This window comes from Nonomuraea rhizosphaerae (assembly GCF_019396405.1).
In the GTDB taxonomy this organism is placed as follows: domain Bacteria; phylum Actinomycetota; class Actinomycetes; order Streptosporangiales; family Streptosporangiaceae; genus Nonomuraea; species Nonomuraea rhizosphaerae.
In genome coordinates this window covers 13,389-37,441 of sequence record NZ_JAHKRL010000285.1, presented here as the reverse complement: position 1 = coordinate 37,441, position 24,053 = coordinate 13,389, and the positions used below count along the sequence as shown (strand labels likewise).

Below are 24,053 nucleotides of genomic sequence, written 5' to 3'. Positions count from 1 at the left end.
CGCCCGGGGCGGCCCGCCCGACGGCACCGGCGCCTCCGCCGGCCCGGCCGCCGAGGTGGTCGAGCTCATCACCAAGAACGGCGGCCAGGCCATCGCCAACGCCGACAACGTCGCCACCCCCGAGGGCGCGCGGGCGATCGTGCAGGCCGCGGTGGACGCGTACGGGAAGGTCGACATCCTCGTCAACAACGCCGGCATCCTGCGCGACCGGTCGTTCGGCAAGATGTCGGTCGAGGAGTTCGACGGGGTGCTGGCGGTGCACGTGCGCGGCTCGTACCTGGTCGCCCAGGCCGCCTACCCGCACATGAAGGAGGGCGGGTACGGCCGGATCGTCAACACCTCCAGCCCGGCGGGCCTGTTCGGCAACTTCGGCCAGGCCAACTACTCCACGGCCAAGATGGGCCTGGTCGGCCTGACCAAGACGCTCGGCATCGAGGGCGCGCGCAACGGCATCAAGGCCAACGCCATCGCGCCGGTCGCCTGGACGCGGATGACCGAGTCGCTGCTGCCGGCCGAGTTCGAGGCCAAGTTCACCCCCGAGCGGGTCAGCGCGCTGGTGGCCTATCTGGTCCACGAGTCGTGCGAGCCCAGCGGCGAGGTCTTCACCGTCGGCGGCGGCCGGGTGGCGCGGGTGTTCGTGGCGGAGGGGCCGGGCTGGAAGAGCGACGACGTCACGCCGGAGGCGATCGCCGACAACCTGTCCGAGGTGATGGCCGAGCAGCCGTACGTCCTGTCGGCCGCCGACTCGATGAAGGCGATGCTCTGACCTCTGCGGAACCCTTGCCGCCGCGCTTCCGAGGCGGCGGCAAGGGTAGCCCTTCTGTTGTGGAACGTTCCAAGAGAGGCGTTTGCCGAGCTTCTTGACGAACATCCCGTACCGCCCGTGGTGGCCTTTGTTCGATGTTCGGCGAAAGTTCGGTGAGTTTGGTCGATTTTCACTCTTGATTTGCCGGATCGGTGAATCTTATTGTCTCGGCATGACCTCCGCTCCGGGCTCGCCCGGTGATGTTCTGACGCTCATCAGCGCCGGCTCCGCGACCACCCGGTCCGACCTGGCGAAAATCACCGGCCTCGCCCGCTCCACGATCAGCCAGCGCGTCGACGCGCTGATCGAGAGCGGCCTGGTGGAGGAGACCGAGAGCGGCGAGTCCACCGGCGGGCGTCCGCCCAGGCAGCTGCGGCTGCACACCGAGGACCACGCCTTCGCCGGCATCGACCTCGGCGCCACCCACTGCAGGATCGCGCTGATGGACATGTCGAGCGACGTGCTGGCCGAGTGCGAGGACCCGCTGCTCATCGCCGAAGGCCCCGAGACCGTCCTGGCCCACGTGGACCGGCGGCTGGACGAGCTCCTGGAGCGGGCCGGCCGCCCCCGCGCGGCGCTGCGGGCCGTGGGGATGGGGGTGCCGGGGCCGGTCGAGTTCGCGACCGGCCGGCCGAACAACCCGCCGATCATGCCGGGCTGGAACGACTACCCGATCCCGGAGCACTTCGAGGGCTGCGCCGTGTTCGTCGACAACGACGTGAACGTGATGGCCCTGGGCGAGCACCGCAACGCCTACCCCGGCACCCGCCACCTGCTGTTCGTCAAGATCGGCACCGGCATCGGCTGCGGCATCGTCGCCGAGGGCACGCTGCACCGCGGCGCACAGGGCTCGGCCGGGGACATCGGCCACATCAGGGTCTCCGGGCACGAGGACGCCGGCTGCCGCTGCGGCAACAGCGCCTGCCTGGAAGCCGTGGCCGGCGGCGCGGCCGTCGCCAGGCGGCTGACCGAGCTGGGCATCCCCGCCGAGTCGGGGGCCGACGTCGTGGCGCTCGTACAGGGAGGCAACACGCAGGCGTTACGCCTGGTCAGGGAGGCGGGCCGGCTCATCGGCGAGGTGCTGGCCAGCCTCGTCAACTTCTTCAACCCCGAGGTGATCGTCATCGGCGGCGCCCTGTCCAGGGTCCACGAGCACCTGCTCGCCGGGATCAAGGAGACGGTCTACCGCAGGTCGCTGCCGCTGGCCACGCACCACCTCTCGATCGTGCCGAGCCGTACGGGGATCAACGCCGCCGCCCTCGGCGCCGGGATCCTCGCGATCGAGCACTACCTGTCCCCGGACAACATCAATCGGATCGTGAACGCCTGAAGGGACCCGCGATGCTGGTCATGAGGGGGATCGTCAAACAGTTCCCCGGAGTGCGCGCCCTCGACGGCGTCGATCTCGACGTCGAGGCGGGCGAGGTTCACTGCCTGCTGGGCCAGAACGGCGCCGGCAAGTCGACGCTGATCAAGGTCCTGGCCGGGGTGCACCAGCCCGACGAGGGCACGATCGAGTTCAACGGCGCGCAGATCAGGGCGAGCAGCCCGATCGACGCGATCAGGCTCGGCTTCGCCACCATCTACCAGGAGCTCGACCTGGTCGAGGGGCTCAGCGTGGCCGAGAACATCTTCCTCGGCCACGAGCACGCCCGCGCCGGCTGGATGAACAGGGGCGCGGCCAACCGGGCCGCCGCCGAGGTGCTGACCAGGCTCGGCCACCCGGAGATCCGGCCGAAGGCCGAGGTCGGACGGCTGTCACCGGCCGCCAAGCAGGTCGTCTCGATGGCCCGCGCGCTCTCCCACGACGCCCGGCTGATCATCATGGACGAGCCGTCGGCCGCGCTGGCGCACGACGAGGTGGCCAACCTGTTCCGGATCATCCGCGAGCTGACCGCCCAGGGCGTCGCCGTCGTCTACATCTCCCACCGCCTGGAGGAGATCCGCGAGATCGGCGACCGGGTCACCGTGCTCAAGGACGGCCGCACCGTCGCCGTCGGGCTGCCCGCCCGGGACACGCCGACGTCCGAGATCGTCTCGCTGATGACCGGCCGTACCGTCGAGTACGTCTTCCCGCCCCGCGCCACCGGGTCGCCCGGCGACGAGGTGCTGCGGGTGGAGCACCTGACCTCGCCGGGCGCGTTCGCCGACGTGTCGTTCGAGGTGCGCGCGGGCGAGATCGTCGGACTGGCCGGGCTGGTCGGCTCCGGCCGCTCGGAGATCATGGAGGCGGTCTACGGCGCCCGGCGCGCCACCGGCCGGGTCGTGCTCGACGGCGAGACCCTGCGCAGGGGCGACGTCGTGAAGACCGTGCGCAAGGGCATGGGCCTGGCTCCCGAGGAGCGCAAGGCGCAGGCCCTGCTGCTCGACCAGAGCGTCACCGCCAACATCACGCTGGGCAGCCTGCCCGGCTTCGCCACGTTCGGCTGGATCGACCGGGCCCGCGAGCGCGCCGAGGCGCGGCGCCTGGTCGAGATGCTCGACATCCGCCCGCCCGACCCCGAACGCCCGATCAAGACGCTGTCCGGCGGCAACCAGCAGAAGGCCGTCCTGGCCCGCTGGCTGCTCGGCGGGCGCAAACTGCTGCTGCTCGACGAGCCGACCCGGGGCGTGGACGTCGGCGCCAGGGCCGAGCTGTACGCGGTCATCCGCGGGCTGGCCGAGCAGGGCATCGGCGTCCTGCTGGTCTCCAGCGAGGTGCCCGAGGTGCTGGGCCTGTCCGACCGCGTGCTCGTGCTGCGCGAGGGGACGGTCATCCACCAGGGCGACGCCCGTGAACTCGACGAGCACGACGTGCTCGACATGATCATGAATGGGAGAGCCGCCTGATGAGCAAACCCGCGGCGATCAGTCCGCGCAACCGCCTGGCCGGCCTCGGCGAGGCGCGACACCTGGGCCTGGTGGTCGCGCTCGTGCTGCTCGCCGTCGTCGGCCTGGTCACCAAGTTCGACAACTTCGCCACCACCTCGAACATCGTCAGCATCCTGACGCTGGCCGCCACCATCGGGGTCATCACGGTCGGCGCGACGTTCGTCATCATCGGCGGCGGCATCGACTTATCCGTCGGGGCCGTCATGGCCCTGGCCTCCGTCTGGGCGACCACGCTGGCCACCCAGTCGTACGGGCCGTGGGTGATGATGATCTGCGCCGTCCTCGTCGGCACCGGCGCGGGGCTGGTGAACGGGCTGCTCATCGCGTACGGGCGGCTGGTGCCGTTCATCGCCACCCTGGCGATGCTGGTCGCCGCGCGCGGCCTGGCACAGCGCATGTCCGACCGCAAGACGCAGCTCATCCAGACCGACAACAGCGCGATCGTGGACCTGTCCACGACCCGGCTGCTCGGCATCCCGCTGCTCGTCTACATCTTCGCGCTGGTCGTGGTGCTCGGCTGGGTCGTGCTCAACCGCACGACGTTCGGGCGCCGCACGTACGCGGTCGGCGGCAACCCCGAGGCGGCGCGGCTGGCCGGCATCAACATCCGCAGGCACACGATGCTGCTGTACGCGCTGTCCGGCTTCTGCTGCGGCATCGCCGCCATCCTCATCATGGCCCGCACCACCACCGGGTCGTCCACCCACGGCGACCTGTACGAGCTGGACGCCATCGCCGCCGTCATCATCGGCGGCACCCTGCTCACGGGCGGCCGAGGCACGATCATCGGCTCGATCCTGGGCCTGCTGATCTTCACCCTCATCACCAACCTGTTCATCCTCAACGGGCTCAACACCAGCGACCAGCTGATCGCCAAGGGCCTGATCATCGTCGTCGCCGTCCTTCTCCAGCGACGGAACCTGAAGGAGAGAGCACCATGAGCAACAACGTCGCGCGCAGGGGTTTCCTCATCGGCGGCGCCGCGCTGTTAGCGGCAGGCTGCACCAGCAACGAGCCCGCCGCCGCGCCCTCCAGCGCCGCGGCGTCCAACCCGGCCCCGGCTCCCAGCGGCAACGACCAGCCGGGCACCAAGGTGGTGATCGGCTTCTCCGCCCCCGCCGCCGACCACGGCTGGATCGCGGCCATCGCCAAGAACGCCGAGGCCGCCGCCAAGCAGTTCTCGGACGTCGAGTTCAAGCCCGTCGAGCCGACCAACGACATCAACCAGCAGATCTCCGCGGTCGAGTCGCTGATCTCGGCCAAGGTGAACGCGCTGGTCATCCTGCCGAACGACGGGCAGCAGCTCAACCAGGTCGCCCTGGAGGCCACCGCCGCCGGGATCCCGGTCATCAACCTGGACCGGATCTTCCCCGACAAGCTGGCCTACCGGACCTGGATCGGCGGCGACAACTACGGCATGGGCGTCGCCGCCGGCCACTACATCGGCAAGCAGCTCAAGGACAAGGGCGTCGCCAACCCGGTGATCGTCGAGATCCAGGGCATCGCCACGCTGCCACTCACCCAGGACCGCAGCAAGGGCTTCGCCGACGCGCTCAAGTCGTACGGGTTCAGCGTCACCGCCAAGCAGGACGCCAAGTTCACCGTCGAGACCGGCAACTCGGTGGCCGCCAGCCTCCTCCAGGCGCACAAGAAGATCGACGCGCTGTGGAACCACGACGACGACCAGGGCGTCGGCGTACTGGCCGCGATCAAGGAGGCCGGGCGCAGCGAGTTCCTCATGGTCGGCGGCGCGGGGTCGCTGAACGCCATGAAGGAGATCCAGTCCGGCACGTCCGTGCTGAAGGCGACCGTCACCTACAGCCCCACGATGGCCTCCTCGGCCATCAAGCTGGCCCGGTTGATCGCCCAGGGCAAGGGCATGAGCGACCTGGTGGAGAACCAGGTTCCGCAGTCGATCACACTGGCATCGGAGACCATTACCAAGGAGAACGTCGAGAAATACTTGCCGCTCGGCTTCGAATCCTGATCGGGGGTCGCATGTCAGACCAAACCACCGTCGGCGTGGGCATGATCGGTTACGCGTTCATGGGCCGCGTCCACTCCCAGGCTTGGCGGACCGTGGGAGCATTCTTCGACCTGCCGCTGGCGCCGCGCATGGCGGTGCTGGCGGGCAGGTCGAAGGACAGTACCGCCGCCGCGGCCGCCAAGCTCGGCTGGGCCGACGTCGAGACCGACTGGAGGGAAGTGGTCAGGCGCGACGACGTGCAGATCATCGACATCTGCACGCCGGGCGACTCGCACGCCGAGATCGCCATCGCGGCGCTGGAGGCGGGCAAGCACGTCATCTGCGAGAAACCCCTGGCCAACTCCGTCGCCGAGGCCGAGGCCATGGTGCGGGCCGCCGCCGCGTCCACCGGCAGGAACATGGTGGCCTTCAACTACCGCCGGGTGCCGGCCGTCGCGCTGGCCCATCGGCTGGTGGCGGAGGGGCGGCTCGGCGAGATCCGGCACGTGCGAGCCCAGTACCTGCAGGACTGGATCGCCGACGCCTCGGCCCCGCTGGTCTGGCGGCTGCAGAAGGAGAAGGCGGGATCGGGTGCGCTCGGCGACATCGGGGCGCACATCATCGACACCACCGAGTTCATCACCGGCCTCGACGTGGTCGGCGTGTCCGCGCTGACGGAGACGTTCGTCAAGGAACGTCCCGTCGCCGCGGGCTCGGCCTCCATGGGGCCGGTCACCGTGGACGACGCCGCCCTGTTCATCGCCCGGCTCGACGGCGGGGCGGTGGCCTCCTTCGAGGCCACCCGCTTCGCCACCGGCCGCAAGAACGCACTGCGCATCGAGGTCAACGGCTCCGGCGGGAGCCTCGCCTTCGACTTCGAGGCCATGAACGAGCTGTGGGTCAGCGAGGGTGACCGCGGCTTCAAGCGCATCCTCGTCACCGATCCCGACGACCCGTACGTGGGGGCGTGGTGGCCGCCCGGCCACGGGCTCGGCTACGAGCACACGTTCACGCACGAGATCAAGGACTTCCTGGAGGCGATCGCCGAGGGCAGCGATCCGTCGCCGTCGTTCGCCGACGGTCTGCGGGTGCAGCGGGTGCTCGCGGCGGTCGAGCGCAGCGCGGCTGACTCCAGCCGCTTCACAGCAGTGGAGGACGTCACATCATGAGACCGGTCACCCTGTTCACCGGCCAGTGGGCCGACCTGCCCTTCGAGGAGGTGTGCCGCCTCGCCGCCGACTGGGGCTACGACGGCCTGGAGATCGCCTGCTCGGGCGACCACTTCGACGTCGCCCAGGCCGTCGAGGACCCGTCGTACGTGCCCGCGAAACGGGCCCAGCTCGACAAGCACGGCCTGAAGGTGTGGACGATCTCCAACCACCTCGTGGGCCAGGCCGTCTGCGACCACCCGATCGACGAACGGCACAAGGCCATCCTCCCCGCCCGTGTCTGGGGCAACGGCGACCCCGAGTCGGTGCGCCAGGCGGCGGCGGAGGACCTGAAGAACACCGCGCGGGCCGCCGCGCTGCTCGGCGTCGACACGGTGGTGGGCTTCACCGGGTCGTCCATCTGGCACACGGTCGCCATGTTCCCGCCGGTCCCGGCGTCGATGGTGGAGGCCGGCTACCAGGACTTCGCCGACCGGTGGAACCCCATCCTCGACGTCTTCGACGAGGTCGGCGTACGGTTCGCGCACGAGATCCACCCGAGTGAGATCGCCTACGACTACGTGACCACCCAGCGGACCCTGGAGGCGATCGGGCACCGGCCCGCCTTCGGCCTCAACTGGGACCCGTCCCACATGGTGTGGCAGGACCTGGACCCGGTGGCGTTCATCCTGGACTTCGCCGACCGGATCTACCACGTGGACTGCAAGGACACCCGGGTCCGGGTCGGCGACGGGCGCCGCGGACGCCTGTCGTCCCACCTGCCCTGGGCGGACATGCGGCGCGGCTGGGACTTCGTCTCCACCGGCCGAGGGGACGTGCCCTGGGAGGACTGCTTCCGGGCGCTCAACTCGATCGGATACACGGGGCCCATCTCGATCGAGTGGGAGGACGCCGGCATGGACCGGCTGGACGGGGCCAAGGAGGCGCTGGGCTACATCCGCAAGCTCAACTCCATCACCCCGCCGACCACCTCCTTCGACGCGGCCTTCTCCACCACCTGAGACCGGAGCGCGCCCCACGGACTGGGTGGGGCGCGCTTCGCGCGTCCAGGCGTGTTATCGCTACCACCGAACGATAGGCACACGCGCATGACAGTCGACCGAGCCCGCAGAGCCCTCGTGGTGCGGGGCGGCTGGGAGGGCCACGCCCCCGTCGAGGCCACCGAACTCTTCATCCCGTTCCTCGAAGAACACGGCTTCGAGGTGCACCGGGCCGACTCCCCCGCCCCCTACGCCGACCCCGATCTCATGTCCGCCGTGGACCTGATCGTCCAGTGCTACACCATGGGCACGATCGAGCGGGCCGAGCTGGACGGCCTGGAGGCCGCGATCCGGGCCGGCACCGGCATGGCGGGATGGCACGGCGGCATCGCCGACTCCTACCGCAACTCCTCCGACTACCTGCACCTCATCGGCGGCCAGTTCGCCTGCCACCCGGGCAAGGACCCGGCCGAGCGGGAGGGCACGCAGGCCGACAACTACGTCCCGTACACCGTCAACATGCTGCCCGAGGCGGCCGGGCACCCCATCACGGCGGGCATCTCCGACTTCGACCTGGTCACCGAGCAGTACTGGGTGCTGACCGACGACTACGCCGACGTGCTGGCCACCACCACGCAGAAGGTCCGGCCGTGGGACCCCTGGCACCGGGAGGTCACCTCACCGGCGATCTGGACCCGGAAGTGGGGCAGCGGGCGGATCTTCGTCGCGACCCCCGGGCACAGCCTCGACGTCCTGCGGGACGACAGCGTGCGCACCGTCATCGAGAGGGGGATGCTGTGGGCCGCCCGGTGAACGTCGGCGTCGTCGGCTGCGGCGTGATCTTCACCCAGTACGGCAGCACCATCGAACGGCTGCCGGAGCTGGCCCTGGTCGCCGTGGCCGACCTGGACCCCGACCGGGCCAGGCAGGCGGTGCGGCCGTACGCGGGCGTGGACGTGCTGAGCGTGGCCGAGCTGATGGCCGACCCGCGGATCGACGTCGTGCTCAACCTGACGGTCCCCGCCGCGCACGCCGAGGTCGCGCTGCGGGCCGTCGCGGCCGGCAAGGACGTCTACTGCGAGAAGCCGCTCGCCGCGACCCTGGCCGACGCCGCGCGCGTCATGCGGGCGGCGGCCGGCGCGGGCGTGCGCGTGGGGTGCGCGCCGGACACCGTGTTAGGCACGGGTACGCAGACCGCGCGCAAGGCGATCGACGACGGCCTGATCGGCAGGCCGGTGGCGGCGACCGCGACGATGATGACCCCCGGTCACGAGCGCTGGCACCCCAACCCCGACTTCTACTACGCCCCCGGCGGCGGCCCGCTCCTGGACATGGGCCCGTATTACGTCAGCAGCCTGGTGACGCTGCTCGGCCCGGTGGCCTCCGTCATCGGCGCCGCCAACCGGACCCGCGACAAAAGGATCATCGGCTCGGGCCCGCGCGAGGGTGAGGAGGTCCCCGTCCTGGTCGACACCCACGTCACCGGCGTGCTCACGCACGACTCGGGGGCGCTGTCCACGCTGGTGATGAGCTTCGACGCGGCGGCGACCAGCGCGCCGCGCATCGAGGTGCACGGCGAGGCGGGCTCCCTCCTCGTCCCGGACCCCAACCACTTCGACGGCGAGGTCCTGCTGGCGGGCGTGGGCGACCGGGAGTGGCGCGCGCTGCCGGCGTCGGCCGGGTACGCGGCGGCCGGGCGGGGGGTCGGCCTGCTCGACCTCGCGACGGCCGGGGAGCCCAGAGCGAGTGGGACGATGGGCTTCCACGTGCTCGACGTCATGGAGTCGCTGCTGGCGTCGGCGCGCTCCGGCTCGGCGGTCACCGTCGCCTCCACCTGCGAACGCCCCGCGCCCGTGCCGCTGCGGTGAGCCGGGCGAGGCTATCGGCGGCGCGTGCGTACGAGGTGGCCGAGGCGCTGGGCGGGCAGCTCGATCCAGCGGTAGGCCAGCCAGGCGGCCAGCAGGACCGCCGCGGTGAGCGCGATCGCGGCCGGCACCTGCACGAGCGGGGAGGCGAAGCGCAGGTCCCAGGCGTAGGTGTTGACGACGTTCAGCAGGGGCACGTGCACCAGGTAGATCGAGTAGCTGACCAGCCCGAGCCAGGCCAGTGCCCGCGGGACCCGCCGCCGCCTGAGCGCCATCCCGGCGGCGAACGTGGCCGCCGCCAGCGCCAGCGTGGTGATCCACACGCCGGGCTGGACCCACCACCAGCCCGCCTGGACGGCCCACGCTGGCGCCAGCGCCACCAGCGTGGCGGTGACGCCGACAGGCCACAGGGCGCCCGTCCCCGACTCCCAGCGCTGCAGCGCGGTGCCGGTGAACATCACCGCCAGCAGGGCCAGCCCCAGCCAGGGCGCGCGGCTGCCCAGTACCAGCAGCAGCAGCGCGCCGACGCCCAGCACGCGGGAGGCCGGGACGGCCAGCCGGTTCAGCACCACGCACGCCAGGCCCACGGCGAGCACGACGCACGACACCCAGGCGAGCGCGCCGCCGCCCAGCGGAGCGCCCGACAGGAACAGCCCGGCCAGGACGGCGGCCACGGCGAACGCCACGGCCATCTCGTTGCTGCGGCGGTGCGCCCGCACCGTGAACAGCGCCGCCGCCACCAGGTAGAACACCATCTCGTACGACAGCGTCCACATGGTGTCCACCACGGCGGCCACGCCCACCACGTCGATCAGCATCGTGGCGTGCGCGGCGACCGCGGACGGGTCGGCCGGCACGGCCTCGCGCACCGGGATCCACCACGACGTCGCCAGGACCAGGCCGATGATGGCGAGGTAGAGCGGGTACAGGCGGAAGATCCGGGAGATCCAGAAGTCCGGCAGCTCTCCCCGGCGCTCCAGGGACGCCGGGATGATGTACCCGCTGACCAGGAAGAACACCAGGACGCCGTAGATGCCCATGTTGAACCAGTACGGGCGCAACGCGGGCAGGACCGCCTGGAGGAGGTGCTCGGCGAGCACGGCGACCACCGCGACGCCTCTCAGGGCGTCCAGCCAGGCCAGGCGTGCGGTCCCGCGCGTGGCCGACGTCGCTGTGAGGGTGGTCGTGGTCATCACCAAGGGAACTTACCGGAGATAGGCCGCCATACCCTCGACCCGTGGATTTACCCGGCAGTTGGTGTGGAGATACCGCGCGGCCCCGTCCGCGAAGTCGTAGATGGCGACGGTCTGGGTGTCCTCCAGGGGGTCGTCGGAGGGCATCAGGAAGTGCGTGTCGCTGATCGGGAGCAGCTCGTACGTGATGCGGTCGGGCTTGCCGAGGTACTGCGCCTCGAACGGGTTGAGCGCCAGCGTGAGGCGGAGCCCGCCGTCCTCCGCCGTCACCTCGTAGCGGGTGCCGAGCCGTTCGTAGACGCCCTCGTAGGCGGGCAGGTCGAGCTTCAGCGTCAGGTCAGGCTCGGGCAGGTCCGGGATCGTGGCCGCGCCCAGGCCGGCCAGGATCTCGTTGAACACCTTCCGGTAGAAGCCGTCCCTCGGGCCGCCGTTGGCCAGCATCGCGACGGCGAGGTTCGAGTCCGGCAGGACCCGCAGGCGGGCGTGCTGGCCGACGGTGCTGCCGTCGTGCGCGTAGACGGTCCGGCCGTTCCAGTCGCACACGATGAGCCCCAGCGCCCATTCGGGTCCGAACATGTACGGGTCGGGCACGGGGACGCGGGACCCCGTCATCTCGCGGACGGCCTCGGCCGAGAGGACGCGCGTGCCGTTCGCGGTCCTTCCCTGGTCGAGGAGGAGGTGCGCCATCAGGACCACCTCCCGGGCCGTGGAGGTGATGTTGCCTCCCGGGCCGTAGGAGCGCGGCAGGTGGCCGAGCGGGGAGACGATGGGACCCTCGCCGAGGGAGCGGATCAGGTGCCCGGTCGCGGCCCGGTCCTGGTCGACCAGGTCGTGGCGGCTGGTGGTGCTGGTCAGCCCCAGCGGATCGAAGAGACGATTTTTCATGATCTCGTCCCAGTTCTTGCCGTCGATCACCTCCATGACGCGGGCCAGGACGGCGTAGCCCAGGGCGGCGCTGTACCCGTGGGTGTGGCCGAGGGGGTGGACCTGCCGGGCGCCGGCGATGGCGGCGACCATCCGCTCGTACACGTCGTCGCCCTCGCCGGGGTCGCCGAAGTCCTCCTCGATGCCGTTGGTGTGGTTGAGCAGGTGGCGGGGCGTGACCTTGGCGCTCACCCCGGGGTCGGCGACCGCGAAGCCGGGCAGGTAGGTCCGCACCGGCTCGTCCAGGCCGGCCTTCCCCTCGTCGACGAACCGCATGAAGGCCAGAGCGGTCCAGGTCTTGGACAGCGAGCCGCACTGGTAGATGGTGTCGGTCGTCGCGGGCTCGCGGGTGGTCAGGTCCTTGACGCCGACGGCGAGCTCGGTGATCTCACCGTCGGCCAGAACGGCGATCGCGGCGCTCGGCACGTGATACTCGGCAAGAAGCTCGGCGGTCCTGGCCTTGATCCGGGCCATGTCCAGCTCTTCGGCCACGGCGGCCTACTTCTGCAGGCCGACCGCGTTGGCGGCGTCGGCCTCGCAGAACTCCGTCGTGGCGAACGGCCCGGCGAACCCCTCGAAGAAGTCCCTGACGCCGTCGACCGAGTCGTGGACGATGATGTTCACCGCCTTGCCGCCGCCGGTGCTCGACACCGCCAGGACCCACCTCGCCCCTTTGGGAAGTTTGCCGTGGGCCTTTTTCAACGAGCCCCAGAAGCCGTTCTCGTCGGAGATCGCGGAAATCGCCATCACATGCATGTCGCTCCCACCTTCAATTGATTTTCCAGGCGAGAAAAGGCTACGTTGCGTTCAATCAACCGTCAACGAACTAATTTCGACTTAGCGGCCTTTAGCTGCGACAATATACTGGAATCGTTGCAACAGCCTTGCCGATAAAAGCAATTCACCGTTGCAACATGCTGTGAATGAACGCACACTTGTCCGCGGACCCCGTTCCACGGAAGAAGGCGAGCCGATGCCCGGAGGCAGGCTGACCCACCAGGACCGCCGCCGGATCGCCGGCTGGCTCGCCGAAGGGCTCGGGTACGCCGAGATCGCCAGGCGGCTGGGCCGGCCGACGTCCACGGTCAGCCGAGAGGTGGCGCGCAACGGCACGTCCGGCGACTACCTGCCCGACCGCGCCCAGCAGAGCGCCGCGCGGCGGGCCCGCCGTGGCAGGCCCGCCCAGGCCGCGCAGCCCCCGGACGACGGGCGGCCGGGATCGAGCGAGGTGGCGCGCGACTTCACCGAGCACTTCGCGGCCCTGCTGGCGGTCAACGGCCTGCCGCGGATGGTCGCCCGGGTGTTCGTCCGCCTGCTCACCACCGACTCCGGCAGCCTGACGGCGGCCGACCTCGTCCGCCGGCTGCGGGTCAGCCCGGCGTCGGTGTCCAAGGCCATCCGCTACCTGGAGGCGATGGACCTGGTCGGGCGCGAGCCGGACCCCGGCGGGCGCCGCCAGCGGTACGTCATCGACGACGGCACCTGGATGCGGGCCTGGCAGACGGACACCGGCGCACACGCCACGGTCGCCGAGGCCGCGCGGAGGGGAGTCGAGATCTTCGGCGCCGGCACGCCCGCCGGGGAGCGGCTGGACCAGATGGGCCAGTTCTTCACCTGGCTCAGCGACGAGATGCGCGGCAGCGACCTCACCGACCACCTGGTGCGGGACGCGCTGACCGTGCTCGCCGCCCTGGTCCACGCCGCCCGCCCGCTCACGGCCGCCGACCTGGCCGGCGCGCTGGACCTGCCCCCGCGGCGGACCACCGACGCCCTGGACCTGCTCGAACAGCGCCCGAACATCGCCGACCCGCTCGTCCTGCGGCGCGCGGGGTCCGGCGCGTACACCGTCACCACCAGGCCGGACCGCCTGAGCCCGGCGCAACGCGAGGCACTCCACGTCCGCGATCCCTGACCGGCTCAGATCGCGATGACGATCTTGCCGGTCGCGTGCCCCTCCTCCGAGTACGCGACCGCCTCCGGGATCTCCTTGAACGTGAAGGTCCGGCCGATGATCGGCGTGACCTCGCCCCCCTCGATGAGCCCGGTCAGCAGCATCAGGTTGCGCTTGTTGTCCTTGCAGGCGACCACGTCGGCGAGCCGCAGCGTCTGCGGGATGAACGGCGCCATCGCCATGGCCCGCATCATCCGGCCGGCCGGGGAGAACCATCGCCCCGCGGGGCCGCCGACGGGCACGATGATGCCCCGGCGGGTCATCACCCGGCGGTAGGCCGACCACGGCCGGCTGCCCGCGCTGTCGATCAGCACGTCGTAGCGCTGACCGTTCCGGGTGAAGTCCTCCTTGCCGTAGTCGACGACCTCGTCGGCGCCGAGGGAGCGCACCAGGTCGACGTTGCGGTCGCTGCACACGCCGGTGACGTGCGCGCCGAACGCCTTGGCCAGCTGGACGGCGAACGTGCCCATGCCGCCCGAGGCCCCGTTGACCAGCACCTTCTGGCCCGCCTGGACCTGTGCCACGTCCCGCAGGGCGATGAGCGCGGTGTTGGCCGCCATGGGCACGGCCGCCGCCTGCTCGTACGACAGGTTCCTGGGCTTCGGGGCCAGCTCGCTCTCGCGGACGCAGACGTACTCGGCGAAGCCGCCCCGCTTGGACATCGCGTACACCTCGTCGCCGGGCAGGAACTCGGTCACGTGCCTGCCCACCTTCTCCACCCGTCCGGCCACGTCGGCGCCGAGGATGTCGATGGGCGGCTTGCGCAGGCCGAGGCCGCCGGGCATCAGCCGGGAGACGTACGGCTCGCCCTTGGCGCAGTGCCAGTCGTAGGGCTGGACGGACGTGGCGTACGTCCGGATCAGCACCTCGTCGGGGCCGGGCGCCGGGATGTCGATCTCGGTGAGGTGGCGGGCGTCCAGTGAGCCGTAGGAACGCAGCACGAAGGCCTTCATCGCATTCTCCTGGGGGTGGTGGCGAGCGCTGGGAGCCTCAGTGTGTCCAGGCCCGTACGGCGGCTCAACAGCCGAAAGTACGACCTTTTTCCGGCTGATCGGCTGATCGGGAACGGGCCGCCGGGCCGATGAACCCCGGCCGCCGGATCGCCACTATCGGGTCATGACCTCCACAAACAGGCGCGGCTGGCTCGTACCGGCGGGACTGGTCCTGCTGAGCGTCGTCCCCGTGGCCGCCGGGGCCATCCGGCTGAACGAGCTGACCGGCGGCGCGGACGTCACCCCGGCGAACGCGCGGTTCTTCGCGATGCCCGCGCCCGTGGTGGTGCACATCGTCACCGTCAGCGTGTTCAGCGTCCTCGGGGCCTTCCAGTTCGCCCCTCGCTTCCGCCGCCGCAAGCCCGGCTGGCATCGCGCCGCCGGGCGGGTGCTGGTCGTGAGCGGGCTCGGCGCCGGCCTCTCCGGGCTGTGGATGACGGTGTTCTATCCCCTCGCCGAGGGGGAGCACGTCCTGCTCACGGGGCTCCGGCTGGTGTTCGGCACGGCCATGGTGGCCTCGATCGCCCGCGCCTTCGTCGCGATCCGGCGGCAGGACGTCGCCCGGCACCGCGCGTGGATGACGCGCGGTTACGCGATCGGCATCGGCGCGGGCACCCAGGCCGTGTTTCTGGGGGTGGGGCTGTCGATCCTCGGGACCTCCAGCGGGATCGTCAGGGCGCTGCTCATGGGCGCCGCCTGGGTGATCAACCTCGCCGTGGCCGAATGGCGGATCCGCGCGGGCCTCAGCCGAAAGGCGGACCCGAGGCGGCTATCACGTGCTTGAGCACCTCGGCGTCCCGCATCTCGAAGGACGCCGTGGGCTGAGGGGAGACCGCCCGCCAGGCCTCCAGCGCCTCCTCGGAGGTGAAGTGCTCGAAGATGTTCACCCGGCCTGGGTCGACGAGGTCGGGTGAGATCGCCACGTCGACGCACTCGGGATGGGCGCGCGCCGCCTCGACGATCCCGCGGTGCGCCTCGACGAAACGATCCCTGATCCCGGGATCGACGAACACCTTCCCCGCCACGATCACCGTCATGATTGCGCTCCCTTCCTCTGCGAACCGGTCCACATGCTGACCGGCCGGGGAGGGGAAACTCATCGCTAGGTCCTGACGCGGTTCGTCTCGTAGGCCCACATGGCGATCTCGACGCGGTTGCGCACCCCGAGCTTGGTCATCAGGCTCGCGATGTGGCTCTTCACGGTGCTCAGCGAGATGTGGAACTCCTCGGCGATCTCGCTGTTGGTGCGCCCGCGCGCCACGGCGGCGAGAATCTGCTCCTCCCGCCCCGTGAGCGCCTCGACGGGCTGCGCGGGCGGCGCGCTCCGCCCGGCGCCGGCGAAGGCCGACAGCAGGCGCGCGGTGATGCTCGGCGCGATGAGCGCGTCGCCGCCGGCCGCCGCCCGCACCGCCTGCGACAGCAGGGCCGGGCCCGCGTCCTTGAGCAGGAAGCCGCGCGCCCCCGCCTGGAGGGCGGCGTAGACGTACTCGTCGAGGTCGAAGGTGGTGATGACCACGACGGCGATGGGGTCGGCCACGCCGGGCCCAGCCAGGGAGCGGGTGGCCTGGATGCCGTCCACGCGCGGCATCCGGATGTCGAACAGGCACACGTCGGGGCGAAGGCGCTGGGCCAGCTCGACGGCCCGCCCTCCGTCGCCGGCCTCGCCGATGACCTCGATGCCCTCCTGCGCGTCGAGGATCATCCTGAGCCCGGTGCGGGCGATCTCCTGGTCGTCGGCGACGATCACCTTGATGCTCACGTCGCGGCTCCCGTACGGGGGAGCACGGCGATGACGGTCCAGCCCCGGTCGGGGCCCGGCCCCGCCTCGCAGGTGCCGCCGAGCAGGTCGGCGCGTTCGATCATGCCGATGAGGCCGTACCCGCCGGACCCGGCCGGGCGGGCCGGGCCGCTCTCGCCGTCGTCGCTCACCCGCAGGCGCACCGACGTGTCGTCGGCGGCGACGCGCACCTCGATGCGGGTGGCGTGGCGGGCGTGGCGGCGCGCGTTGGTGACGGACTCCTGCGCTATGCGGTAGATGGCGGCTCCGATCGACGGGGGAAGATCATCCACCTGGCCGCGGACCTCCACGTCGATCGACGGGCCGGGGCCGTCGGTGTCGGCGAGGTCTTGCAGGTCGGCGAGGTGCGGGTTCGGCGCCAGCTCGGCGGGCTGGTTGCGGCGCAGCACGTGGACCATGGCGCGCATCTCGGCGAGCGTGCGCGACGCCTCGGCCTCGATCACGCGCAGCGCGTCGGCCGCCGCGTCGGGGCTCGACGCGGAGGTGGCCAGGCCCGCCTGGGCGCGGATCGCCATGGCCGAGACGTGGTGGGCGACGGTGTCGTGCAGGTCGCGTGCCAGTTGCTCGCGTTCGAGCAGCTTTACCTGGTCGAGCTCGCGCATCCGCGCCCTGGACCGGTACCGGAACGTCCCGCCCAGGGTGATGGCCGAGAACATGACCGCGTACGCGGCGATGGCGTCGGCGGGGACGAGCCGGTGGAAGGCCATCGAGATGGTGACCGAGACGAACATGATCGCCAGCCCGATCGCGCCCTCCCGCCCGGACCCCCAGCGGAACAGCGAGTACACCAGCAGCAGCGCGAACGCCATCGTGTACGTCTCCGGGCGCTCGCCGCCCGCCGCCAGCGGGGCGACGTTCGTGACGCTGAAGATGATCACCAGCATCAGCAGCGGGTGGGTCCGGCGCCACAGCAGCGTGGGCAGCAGCGCGAGCGTGATGCCCACCGACACGACCGGCGCCGGGAGGTCGGTCCGCAGCAGGCCTTCGAGGACGGCGAGCGGGGCGAGCACCGCGACGAGCACCCAGTCACGCCACACACGCGCCGGCGCGTTCGGGGGGCGGGGCTCGTTCCACACGGAGCGAAGGAGGCCGTGCACGCCATCATCGTACGAGAGCGCCCCGCCGGGCGGCGACCCGTCATCCCCACGAATCCCCCCACAATTCCCCCTTCACTATAAAAAGGGAAATAGGCGGATTCTTTGATTTTGTCGGCCGAGTTATCACACTCGATCTCGCCATTCATGTGTCACGACGCCATCCAGCCACTACCTTGTGAAATCACCACAGGACCCGTGTGATTGTGTAGGAGTAGACCCGCAATGCGTCCTGCCAAAGAACTGGATCCGGAAGCGAGCGCCGAGGCCCGCTTCGGGTACGAGCTGCGCCGGCTCCGCCTGGCCGCCGGCCTGACCCAGAGCCAGCTCGGCGACAGGATCGGCTTCTCCGCCAACCAGGTCGGCTCCGTCGAACGGGCCGTGCGCACCCCGACCGAGGTCCTCGCCAAGCGCTGCGAGGAGAAGCTGGGGCTGGAGGCGGGGCTTCTGGTGGGCTTCCTGCCGGTCGGCAGGCGGGAGGCCATCTTCAAGGGGTTCACCCCCTGGCTCGACGTCGAGACGACCGCCAGGGAGCTGTGGACCTGGGAGCCCACCATCGTCCCCGGCCTGCTGCAGACGCCCGACTACGCCCGCGCCATCCTCGCCGGCAAGCCGGGGATCAGCGACGACCAGGTGGAGGAGGCGGTCAGGTCCCGGATGGCGCGCAAGGAGATCTTCCGCCGGGACAACCCGCCCACGCTCTGGGCGGTCCTCGACGAGTCGATCCTGTACCGGCCGATCGGGGACGAGAGCATCACCCGCGCCCAGCTGTCGGCCCTGGTCGAGGCGGCGCACGGCCCCCGGATCACGATCCAGATCCTCCCGTTGAGCGCTCGCGTCACGGCCGGCCTGCTCGGCGGATTCGTGATCGCGCATCTGCCGGGCGGGGGAAGCGCCGCGTTCGCCGACAGTCCCGTTTCGGGAAAGGTGTGGGAGAGAACGGCGGAGATGGAGATCCTCAATCTCCGCTATCAAATGTGCCGGGCCGAGGCGCTACCGCAGAGTTCGTCGGTCAAGAGAATAGAAGAAAGGCTGGAGCAGGAATGGACGTGGAACTGAACGAGGCGCTCAGCACCGCCGCCTGGCGGAAGTCCTCGTTCTCGGGGGACAACGGCAACTGCCTGGAGGTCGCTCCGCTGGCCGGCGGGCGGGTGGGCCTGCGCGACACCGAGCGGCCCGACCTGGAGCCGTACGTGGTGAGCGCGGCGGTCTGGGCGGCCTTCACCAGCGGCGCCAGGTCGGGGGAGTTCGACTTCTGACCGACCCGCACGAAAGGGGCCCGGCGGTACGCGACCGCCGGGCCCCTTTCGCCGCCTCAGGGGAGCGGTGTCACGTCCGCGACCGCTGTGCCGTCTATATACCGAGGGGCACCGACCACAAGGAGATGACATGCCCACGGTGACCGATGTGGAGACGGTGGGGCGCGAATGACCGAGCTCAAAGCCGTCCCGAGAGCCGTCTCGGGCCCGTCGAACTTCCTCGACGAGCGCCTCGGCGCGGCCAACTTCGTCAAGCGGAACATCCGCAAGATCTTCCCCGACCACTGGTCGTTCCTGCTGGGGGAGATCGCGCTCTACTCCTTCATCATCCTGCTGCTGACCGGAACGTTCCTGACCCTGTGGTTCAAGCCCGGCATGGAGGAGATCGCCTACAACGGCTCGTACGCGCCGCTCAAGGGCGTGATGATGTCCGAGGCGTACGCGTCGTCGCTGGAGATCAGCTTCGACGTGCGCGGCGGGCTCCTGATGCGGCAGATGCACCACTGGGCGGCGCTGCTGTTCGTGGCCAGCATGATGGTCCACTCGCTGCGCGTGTTCTTCACGGGGGCCTACCGCAAGCCGCGTGAGCTGAACTGGCTGATCGGCGTGCTCATGCTGACCCTCGCGCTGCTGGAGGGACTGACCGGCTACTCGCTGCCCGACGACCTGCTGTCCGGGGCCGGGCTGCGGATCACCGAGGGCGTGCTGATCTCGCTGCCGCTCGTGGGGACGTATCTCACGTTCTTCCTCTTCGGCGGGGAGTATCCCGGCGGGGACGTCATCTCCCGCTTCTACTCCATCCACATCCTGCTCATCCCGGGCATCCTCGTCGCGCTCGTCACCGCTCACCTGGTGCTCATGTGGGTGCAGAAACACACCCAGATGCCAGGAAAGGCGCAGACGAACGACAACGTGGTGGGCGCGCCGTTCTACCCGGCCTTCATGGCCAAGGCCGGTGCGTTCTTCCTGTTCACCTTCACGGTGATCGCCGGGCTGGCGACGTTCGCGCAGATCAACCCGATCTGGCTGTACGGGCCGTACTCGCCGGCCGACGTGTCGGCGGGCTCGCAGCCCGACTTCTACCTCGGCTTCCTGGAGGGCGCGCTGCGCATCATGCCGGCGTGGGAGTTCAACCTGTTCGGCGCGTCGCACGCGGGCACGGTGCCGATGAGCGTGGTCATCCCCGCGCTGGTGCCCCTGGGGCTCGTCCTGACGGGCATGGCGCTGTACCCGTTCCTGGAACGCTGGGTCACCGGCGACAGGCGCGAGCACCACGTCGTGGACCGCCCCCGCAACAACCCGCACCGCACCTCGATCGGCGTCACGGCCATCGTCTTCTACGGTGTGCTGTGGCTGCTCGGAGCAAACGACGAAATTTCCGCTAATTTCCACATCAGCCTGAACTGGACCACCTACGGGGGCCGTGTCCTGATTTTCGTCGCCCCGGCGCTGGCCTACCTGATCACCTACCGGCTCTGCCTGGGCCTGCAGCGCTCCGACGCGGGCATGATCGCGCACGGCGTCGAGTCCGGCGTGGTCAAGCGGCTCCCGCACGGCGAGTTCGTCGAGGTCCACGTCCCGCCGTCGGAGGAGATCGAGGCCCACGTGCGCGGTAAGGAGCGGGTGCTCATGCTGCCCGCCGCCCCGGACGGCTCGGGCATCCCGCCCAAGGGCATGCGCGGCCCGCTGGGCAGGCTACGCGCCCGCATGTCCAAGGCGTACGGGGGCGAGAAGATCCCCCTGAACGGCGATCACGACCACAGCGACGACGACCGGGCACTCACCCGCTGACCGGCGCTCTCACGGCATCCGGCCCGGCGGGGGATCACCCCACGGGCCGGATCTCGCTGAACAGCTTCAGCGCCACCGGCCGCAGCCGGGCCTTCGCCGGCCAGCGCAGGCTCAGGGACGGGAACACCGTCTCCAGCACGATCTTCAGATAGGCCCGCCCGAACCTGGCGTCCGGGACGCGCGCGCAGAGCGCCGAGAGGTCGGCGACGGTCTCCCGCCGCCCGAGCCGCACCTTCGCCCGCCCGCCGGGCGCGTTCGTCCTGGCGAGCGCGTTCATCCTGGCAGGCACGGCGAGGTCGGTCGCCTCCCAGAGCAGGCACGCGTCGCGGTCCGGCAACGGCAGCCGCAGGCTGAACCCGGCCAGCAGCCCGGCCGGCGTCAGCCGGAAGGCCCCGTCGAAACTCGGCAGCTCGTGCAGGACCCGCGGCCCTTTCATGGTGCTCACCGACAGGGTCGCGGCACTGGCCTCCATGGCGATCCGCCAGCTGCCGGGGTCGGTGTAGGGAACGTCCGGAACGAAGACCACAGCGCTTCATCCCCCTCTGCGGTACGAAAGGCGCTCCCTATGAAGACGGATGACTTCCCCGAAATGTGACAGTCCTAGAGCGTCGCCGACTCTCCTACCCGCAACTGTGCGTAGTCAGTCCCGCCCTTGAATTCCATCCAGCCGGCGAAGTATTCGTGGCCCAGGTCGTTGAGGGTGGCGTCGTGGATCGGGAAGGCCCGTACGGGCTTGACCGCCCGGACGAAGTCGATCGCCTCGGCGAGCTTGAGCCAGGGGGCGGCGGCGGGCACGAGCAGCGTCTCCACCCGGGCCTCGGGCACGAAGAGCGAGTCGCCGGGATGGTAGACGCTCTCGTCCACGACGAAACCGACATTGGCGCAGCCGGGCAGGCCGTCGTAGATCTCGGCGTGCGCCCCGCCCACCACGTCGACGGTGAACCCCGCGGCCGTGAGACGCCGCCCCGGCTCGACCACCACCGCCGCGTCGCCCAGTTCGGGCGCCTGCTCGGCGGCCGGTCGCGGCAGGTGGATCTTGAGCGCCGGGTTACCCGCGAGCGCGGCCGTGAGCTTCCCGACGTCGATGTGGTCGGGGTGCTCGTGGGTGACGAGCACCTCCTCGGCGCCGTCCAGGGCCTCGGCCTCGGAGAACGTGCCGGGGTCGATGACGAGGACCCTGCCGTCGGCCTCCAGGCGGACACAGGCGTGGCCGTACTTGGTCAGGCGCATACGATCAGCACTCTCCACAGGGGGACGGCGGGCACAGCTTGCTGGTCGCGAGCTGGAGCAGGGCGTAGAGGGTCTCGCGCTGGCCGGCGTCGAGTGCGGCGAGGATCTCGTCCTCGACCGCCGTCAGCGCCAGTTCCGCCTTCGTCAGGAGCTCCGCGCCGACGGCGGTCATGGCGACGACGTGGCGGCGGCGGTCCTCGGGCGAGCGCTTGCGTTCGATGAGGTCGAGTGATTCGAGCTCGTTGAGCAGGCCGACCAGGTTGGTGCCGTCCATGGCCAGTCTCGTGGCCAGCGCCTGCTGGGTGCAGTCGCCGCCCTCGCGCAGCATCGTGAGCGTGACCAGGTGGCGCGGGCGCAGGCCGAGCGGCGCCAGCACCGACTCTCCGCGCAGGCGCATGAGCCGCCCGAGGTGGTCGAGCAGCGGGGCCGAGCGGCGAATGGGAGGGCCTGTGACCGGCGGGGTGGCCATGGTCGCAAGTCTACCTTTCCCTGTCATTCATCCGTGTGATAGTAATGATTGACGTACCACAAACGATTTATGAGAGAAGAATGATATGCCTCACCTCCTGCACATCGACTCGAGCATCCAGGGCGAGCGCTCCATCAGCCGCGGGCTCAGCGCCCTGGCCGCCGACGTCTGGCGCACCGCCCATCCCGGCGGCACCGTCACCTACCGTGACCTGGGCCGCGATCCTCTTCCGCATCTCGACCACGAGACGTTCGGCGCGCGGACGGTGCCGCCCGCCGAGCACACCCCGGCACAGGCCGAGTCGTGGGCGCTGAGCCAGCGGGTGGTCGAGGAGGTCGCGCGGGCCGACACGATCCTGCTCGGGATGCCGCTGTACAACTTCAACGCCCCCAGCAGCGTCAAGGCCTGGGTGGACCACCTGGTCACGGCCGGGCTGTCGTACGACCCCGCGACCCGGGCCGGGCTGCTGACCGGTCGCGAGCTCATCGTCCTGGCCAGCCGCGGCGGCGGCTACGGCCCCGGGACCCCTCGCGAGGGATGGGACCACGCCGCGCCGTGGCTGCCGCACAGCCTGGAGGTCACCGGCCTGACGCCACGGTTCATCACGGCCGAGCTCACGCTGGCCGAGTCGAAGCCGGAGATGGCGGAGCTGATCCCGCTGGCGGCCGAGAGCCTGGCGGCGGCGCGGCGCGAGATCGGCGAGCTGTGGGCGCCGGTGTCCGTCTCCGCCTGAGCGGACGCCTGCCTAGGCCGCCCTCGTCCGCAGTGCCTCGGCGCACCAGGCGAACGCCGGGGCCAGGCTCTCCGGCTCCGGCCAGCCGTTGATCACCGCGAGCAGCCGCAGGTAGCGCTCCCTGCGCGGATCGCTCGCCGCCTCCAGCCAGTCCGCCAGCTCCAGTCGGCCCGCTGAGGGGGCCGCCGGGGCGCGTTCGGCCGTGATCGCCGTGACGATCGCGCCGGCCTCGGGCGAGCCGGGGGGCAGGCCCGCGGCCAGGGCCGGGCCGACGCGGGCGCGGATGACGCGGATGATCGCGGCGGTGTCGGAACGCAGGCCGGGGGTGTGGGCGCGTTCGGCCGCGTGGTGCTCGGCCATCCGCCGCATGACCGCGCGGAAGGACGGGTCCTGGGACAGCTCGGCCAGCTCCACCCACGCCTCGACCTGCTCGATGCCGGGATTGTCGGGCAGTTCGGGGGTCAGCGAGCGGGCGATCCCGGCGAACCCGGCGCCGGGATCCAGCCCGCCGAAGACGGTGCCCAGGAAGTCGCCGATCAGTTGGCGGCGTTCGTGCTCGGACAGTTTGGCCAGCTTGTGCATGAGATCCAGCTCCTCGGGGGTGGAGCCGCGCCTGGCCACCGCCGTGAGCACCGCGCGCCGCAGCCGCAGGGTGCGGATCTGCACCGCCAGCGCCTCGGCGTGCGCCTTCGCGACCTCGGCGAGCGACGTCTCCCGGTTCAGGACCCTGCGGATCGTGGGGAGGTCGAGGCCGAGGTCGCGCAGCGTGCGTACGAGGTCCAGGCGGACGACGGCGTCGAGGTCGTACAGGCGGTAACCGGCGGGGCTGCGCTCGGCCGGCGGCACGATCCCCTGATCGGAGTAGAACCTGACGGTCTTGACCGTCAGCCCGGTGCGCCGGGCCAGGTCGCCGATCGAGTAGAGCGCGTCGCCGTTCATGTCCCCCCACTCTGCTGTCTCCCC

Annotated in this window: 26 protein-coding genes; 15 read left to right on the top strand and 11 right to left on the bottom strand. The window is 70.7% G+C overall.

What is annotated here, in order from left to right; translation table 11 throughout:
* The 9 genes from KME77_RS14695 to KME77_RS29305 all read left to right on the top strand — a co-directional run.
* Positions 1-766 (top strand): SDR family NAD(P)-dependent oxidoreductase (locus KME77_RS14695; protein WP_219467168.1); only part of this gene is annotated, 766 nt, incomplete at its 5' end.
* A 211-nt stretch (positions 767-977) separates the two neighbouring features.
* Positions 978-2,135, top strand: coding sequence for an ROK family transcriptional regulator (locus tag KME77_RS14690; RefSeq protein ID WP_219467165.1), 1,158 nt, complete (start codon positions 978-980; stop codon positions 2,133-2,135).
* An 11-nt stretch (positions 2,136-2,146) separates the two neighbouring features.
* On the top strand, positions 2,147-3,634 hold the full coding sequence (locus tag KME77_RS14685) for a sugar ABC transporter ATP-binding protein (RefSeq protein WP_219467164.1): 1,488 nt from the start codon (positions 2,147-2,149) through the stop codon (positions 3,632-3,634).
* On the top strand, positions 3,634-4,617 hold the full coding sequence (locus KME77_RS14680; RefSeq protein ID WP_219467162.1) for an ABC transporter permease: 984 nt from the start codon (positions 3,634-3,636) through the stop codon (positions 4,615-4,617). Before KME77_RS14685 ends, KME77_RS14680 begins: the two co-directional genes overlap by 1 nt.
* A complete protein-coding gene (locus KME77_RS14675) occupies positions 4,614-5,663 on the top strand; it encodes a substrate-binding domain-containing protein (protein ID WP_219467160.1) in 1,050 nt (349 codons plus the stop codon). Before KME77_RS14680 ends, KME77_RS14675 begins: the two co-directional genes overlap by 4 nt.
* 11 nt (positions 5,664-5,674) lie before the next feature.
* Positions 5,675-6,811 carry a Gfo/Idh/MocA family protein gene (locus tag KME77_RS14670; RefSeq protein ID WP_219467159.1) on the top strand — a complete coding sequence of 379 codons (1,137 nt, stop codon included), beginning with the start codon at positions 5,675-5,677 and terminating at the stop codon, positions 6,809-6,811.
* Positions 6,805-7,812 (top strand): sugar phosphate isomerase/epimerase family protein, encoded by a 1,008-nt coding sequence (locus tag KME77_RS14665; RefSeq protein ID WP_219467175.1) that lies wholly within the window; start codon positions 6,805-6,807, stop codon positions 7,810-7,812. The genes KME77_RS14670 and KME77_RS14665 overlap by 7 nt, the downstream gene beginning before the upstream one ends.
* A gap of 87 nt (positions 7,813-7,899) precedes the next feature.
* Positions 7,900-8,604, top strand: a complete 705-nt coding sequence (locus KME77_RS14660) for a ThuA domain-containing protein (protein WP_219467158.1) — start codon at positions 7,900-7,902, stop codon at positions 8,602-8,604.
* Positions 8,589-9,659: a Gfo/Idh/MocA family protein gene (locus KME77_RS29305; RefSeq protein ID WP_219467155.1), complete on the top strand. Its 1,071-nt coding sequence runs from the start codon at positions 8,589-8,591 to the stop codon at positions 9,657-9,659. The genes KME77_RS14660 and KME77_RS29305 overlap by 16 nt, the downstream gene beginning before the upstream one ends.
* 11 nt (positions 9,660-9,670) lie before the next feature.
* Here the strand turns inward: KME77_RS29305 and KME77_RS14650 are convergent, their stop codons facing one another.
* Genes KME77_RS14650 through KME77_RS14640 form a run of 3 tightly spaced genes read right to left on the bottom strand, consistent with a single transcriptional unit; the run spans position 9,671 to position 12,529 of the window.
* Positions 9,671-10,849 (bottom strand): acyltransferase family protein, encoded by a 1,179-nt coding sequence (locus KME77_RS14650; RefSeq protein ID WP_219467153.1) that lies wholly within the window; start codon positions 10,847-10,849, stop codon positions 9,671-9,673.
* A gap of 12 nt (positions 10,850-10,861) precedes the next feature.
* Positions 10,862-12,265, bottom strand: coding sequence for a serine hydrolase domain-containing protein (locus tag KME77_RS14645; RefSeq protein ID WP_219467151.1), 1,404 nt, complete (start codon positions 12,263-12,265; stop codon positions 10,862-10,864).
* A 6-nt stretch (positions 12,266-12,271) separates the two neighbouring features.
* Entirely contained in the window at positions 12,272-12,529 is a 258-nt protein-coding gene (locus KME77_RS14640; RefSeq protein ID WP_219467148.1) for a hypothetical protein, read from the bottom strand.
* A gap of 217 nt (positions 12,530-12,746) precedes the next feature.
* Here KME77_RS14640 and KME77_RS14635 point away from each other — a divergent pair, with 217 nt between their 5' ends.
* Positions 12,747-13,685 carry a GbsR/MarR family transcriptional regulator gene (locus KME77_RS14635; protein WP_219467147.1) on the top strand — a complete coding sequence of 313 codons (939 nt, stop codon included), beginning with the start codon at positions 12,747-12,749 and terminating at the stop codon, positions 13,683-13,685.
* A 5-nt stretch (positions 13,686-13,690) separates the two neighbouring features.
* On the opposite strand, the gene KME77_RS14630 is transcribed toward KME77_RS14635, so the two are convergent.
* Complete coding sequence (locus tag KME77_RS14630; protein ID WP_219467145.1) at positions 13,691-14,677, bottom strand: NAD(P)-dependent alcohol dehydrogenase; 987 nt, start codon at positions 14,675-14,677, stop codon at positions 13,691-13,693.
* A gap of 163 nt (positions 14,678-14,840) precedes the next feature.
* Between KME77_RS14630 and KME77_RS14625 the strand changes: the two genes are divergently transcribed.
* On the top strand, positions 14,841-15,500 hold the full coding sequence (locus KME77_RS14625; protein WP_219467143.1) for a DUF2306 domain-containing protein: 660 nt from the start codon (positions 14,841-14,843) through the stop codon (positions 15,498-15,500).
* Here KME77_RS14625 and KME77_RS14620 read toward each other — a convergent pair.
* From KME77_RS14620 to KME77_RS30305, 3 genes are all read right to left on the bottom strand, one after another.
* Complete coding sequence (locus KME77_RS14620; protein ID WP_219467140.1) at positions 15,460-15,753, bottom strand: putative quinol monooxygenase; 294 nt, start codon at positions 15,751-15,753, stop codon at positions 15,460-15,462. The genes KME77_RS14625 and KME77_RS14620 overlap by 41 nt on opposite strands.
* Before the next feature lie 65 nt (positions 15,754-15,818).
* Positions 15,819-16,475 (bottom strand): response regulator, encoded by a 657-nt coding sequence (locus KME77_RS14615; protein ID WP_219467137.1) that lies wholly within the window; start codon positions 16,473-16,475, stop codon positions 15,819-15,821.
* Complete coding sequence (locus KME77_RS30305; RefSeq protein ID WP_308250704.1) at positions 16,472-17,611, bottom strand: sensor histidine kinase; 1,140 nt, start codon at positions 17,609-17,611, stop codon at positions 16,472-16,474. The genes KME77_RS14615 and KME77_RS30305 overlap by 4 nt, the downstream gene beginning before the upstream one ends.
* A 222-nt stretch (positions 17,612-17,833) precedes the next feature.
* On the opposite strand from KME77_RS30305, the gene KME77_RS14605 reads away from it, so the two are divergent.
* The 3 genes from KME77_RS14605 to qcrB all read left to right on the top strand — a co-directional run bounded on the left by KME77_RS14605 (position 17,834) and on the right by qcrB (position 20,658).
* A complete protein-coding gene (locus tag KME77_RS14605; RefSeq protein ID WP_219467135.1) occupies positions 17,834-18,667 on the top strand; it encodes a helix-turn-helix domain-containing protein in 834 nt (277 codons plus the stop codon).
* The gene (locus KME77_RS14600; protein WP_219467134.1) at positions 18,652-18,867 is read left to right on the top strand and encodes a DUF397 domain-containing protein; all 216 of its coding nucleotides are present in this window, start codon (positions 18,652-18,654) and stop codon (positions 18,865-18,867) included. Before KME77_RS14605 ends, KME77_RS14600 begins: the two co-directional genes overlap by 16 nt.
* A 168-nt stretch (positions 18,868-19,035) precedes the next feature.
* Complete coding sequence (qcrB, locus tag KME77_RS14595) at positions 19,036-20,658, top strand: cytochrome bc1 complex cytochrome b subunit (RefSeq protein WP_219467132.1); 1,623 nt, start codon at positions 19,036-19,038, stop codon at positions 20,656-20,658.
* Positions 20,659-20,692: 34 nt separating this feature from the next.
* Here the strand turns inward: qcrB and KME77_RS14590 are convergent, their stop codons facing one another.
* The 3 genes from KME77_RS14590 to KME77_RS14580 form a co-directional block, all read right to left on the bottom strand.
* Positions 20,693-21,184 (bottom strand): hypothetical protein, encoded by a 492-nt coding sequence (locus KME77_RS14590; protein WP_219467130.1) that lies wholly within the window; start codon positions 21,182-21,184, stop codon positions 20,693-20,695.
* Between the two features lie 74 nt (positions 21,185-21,258).
* Positions 21,259-21,888, bottom strand: a complete 630-nt coding sequence (locus KME77_RS14585) for an MBL fold metallo-hydrolase (RefSeq protein WP_219467129.1) — start codon at positions 21,886-21,888, stop codon at positions 21,259-21,261.
* A gap of 4 nt (positions 21,889-21,892) precedes the next feature.
* Entirely contained in the window at positions 21,893-22,357 is a 465-nt protein-coding gene (locus tag KME77_RS14580; protein ID WP_219467127.1) for a MarR family winged helix-turn-helix transcriptional regulator, read from the bottom strand.
* 85 nt (positions 22,358-22,442) lie between these two features.
* Here KME77_RS14580 and KME77_RS14575 point away from each other — a divergent pair, with 85 nt between their 5' ends.
* The gene (locus KME77_RS14575) at positions 22,443-23,090 is read left to right on the top strand and encodes an FMN-dependent NADH-azoreductase (RefSeq protein ID WP_219467124.1); all 648 of its coding nucleotides are present in this window, start codon (positions 22,443-22,445) and stop codon (positions 23,088-23,090) included.
* A gap of 12 nt (positions 23,091-23,102) precedes the next feature.
* On the opposite strand, the gene KME77_RS14570 is transcribed toward KME77_RS14575, so the two are convergent.
* Entirely contained in the window at positions 23,103-24,029 is a 927-nt protein-coding gene (locus KME77_RS14570) for a MerR family transcriptional regulator (RefSeq protein ID WP_219467122.1), read from the bottom strand.
* Positions 24,030-24,053 lie beyond the last annotated feature (24 nt).

Coding starts and splice junctions, on each gene's coding strand:
- KME77_RS14690 (WP_219467165.1), top strand. CDS start 978: ATGACCTCCGCTCCGGGCTCGCCCGGTGATGTTCTGACGCTCATCAGC.
- KME77_RS14685 (WP_219467164.1), top strand. CDS start 2,147: ATGCTGGTCATGAGGGGGATCGTCAAACAGTTCCCCGGAGTGCGCGCC.
- KME77_RS14680 (WP_219467162.1), top strand. CDS start 3,634: ATGAGCAAACCCGCGGCGATCAGTCCGCGCAACCGCCTGGCCGGCCTC.
- KME77_RS14675 (WP_219467160.1), top strand. CDS start 4,614: ATGAGCAACAACGTCGCGCGCAGGGGTTTCCTCATCGGCGGCGCCGCG.
- KME77_RS14670 (WP_219467159.1), top strand. CDS start 5,675: ATGTCAGACCAAACCACCGTCGGCGTGGGCATGATCGGTTACGCGTTC.
- KME77_RS14660 (WP_219467158.1), top strand. CDS start 7,900: ATGACAGTCGACCGAGCCCGCAGAGCCCTCGTGGTGCGGGGCGGCTGG.
- KME77_RS14650 (WP_219467153.1), bottom strand. CDS start 10,849: ATGACCACGACCACCCTCACAGCGACGTCGGCCACGCGCGGGACCGCA.
- KME77_RS14640 (WP_219467148.1), bottom strand. CDS start 12,529: ATGCATGTGATGGCGATTTCCGCGATCTCCGACGAGAACGGCTTCTGG.
- KME77_RS14635 (WP_219467147.1), top strand. CDS start 12,747: ATGCCCGGAGGCAGGCTGACCCACCAGGACCGCCGCCGGATCGCCGGC.
- KME77_RS14630 (WP_219467145.1), bottom strand. CDS start 14,677: ATGAAGGCCTTCGTGCTGCGTTCCTACGGCTCACTGGACGCCCGCCAC.
- KME77_RS14625 (WP_219467143.1), top strand. CDS start 14,841: ATGACCTCCACAAACAGGCGCGGCTGGCTCGTACCGGCGGGACTGGTC.
- KME77_RS14620 (WP_219467140.1), bottom strand. CDS start 15,753: ATGACGGTGATCGTGGCGGGGAAGGTGTTCGTCGATCCCGGGATCAGG.
- KME77_RS14605 (WP_219467135.1), top strand. CDS start 17,834: ATGCGTCCTGCCAAAGAACTGGATCCGGAAGCGAGCGCCGAGGCCCGC.
- KME77_RS14600 (WP_219467134.1), top strand. CDS start 18,652: ATGGACGTGGAACTGAACGAGGCGCTCAGCACCGCCGCCTGGCGGAAG.
- qcrB (WP_219467132.1), top strand. CDS start 19,036: ATGACCGAGCTCAAAGCCGTCCCGAGAGCCGTCTCGGGCCCGTCGAAC.
- KME77_RS14585 (WP_219467129.1), bottom strand. CDS start 21,888: ATGCGCCTGACCAAGTACGGCCACGCCTGTGTCCGCCTGGAGGCCGAC.
- KME77_RS14580 (WP_219467127.1), bottom strand. CDS start 22,357: ATGGCCACCCCGCCGGTCACAGGCCCTCCCATTCGCCGCTCGGCCCCG.
- KME77_RS14575 (WP_219467124.1), top strand. CDS start 22,443: ATGCCTCACCTCCTGCACATCGACTCGAGCATCCAGGGCGAGCGCTCC.
- KME77_RS14570 (WP_219467122.1), bottom strand. CDS start 24,029: ATGAACGGCGACGCGCTCTACTCGATCGGCGACCTGGCCCGGCGCACC.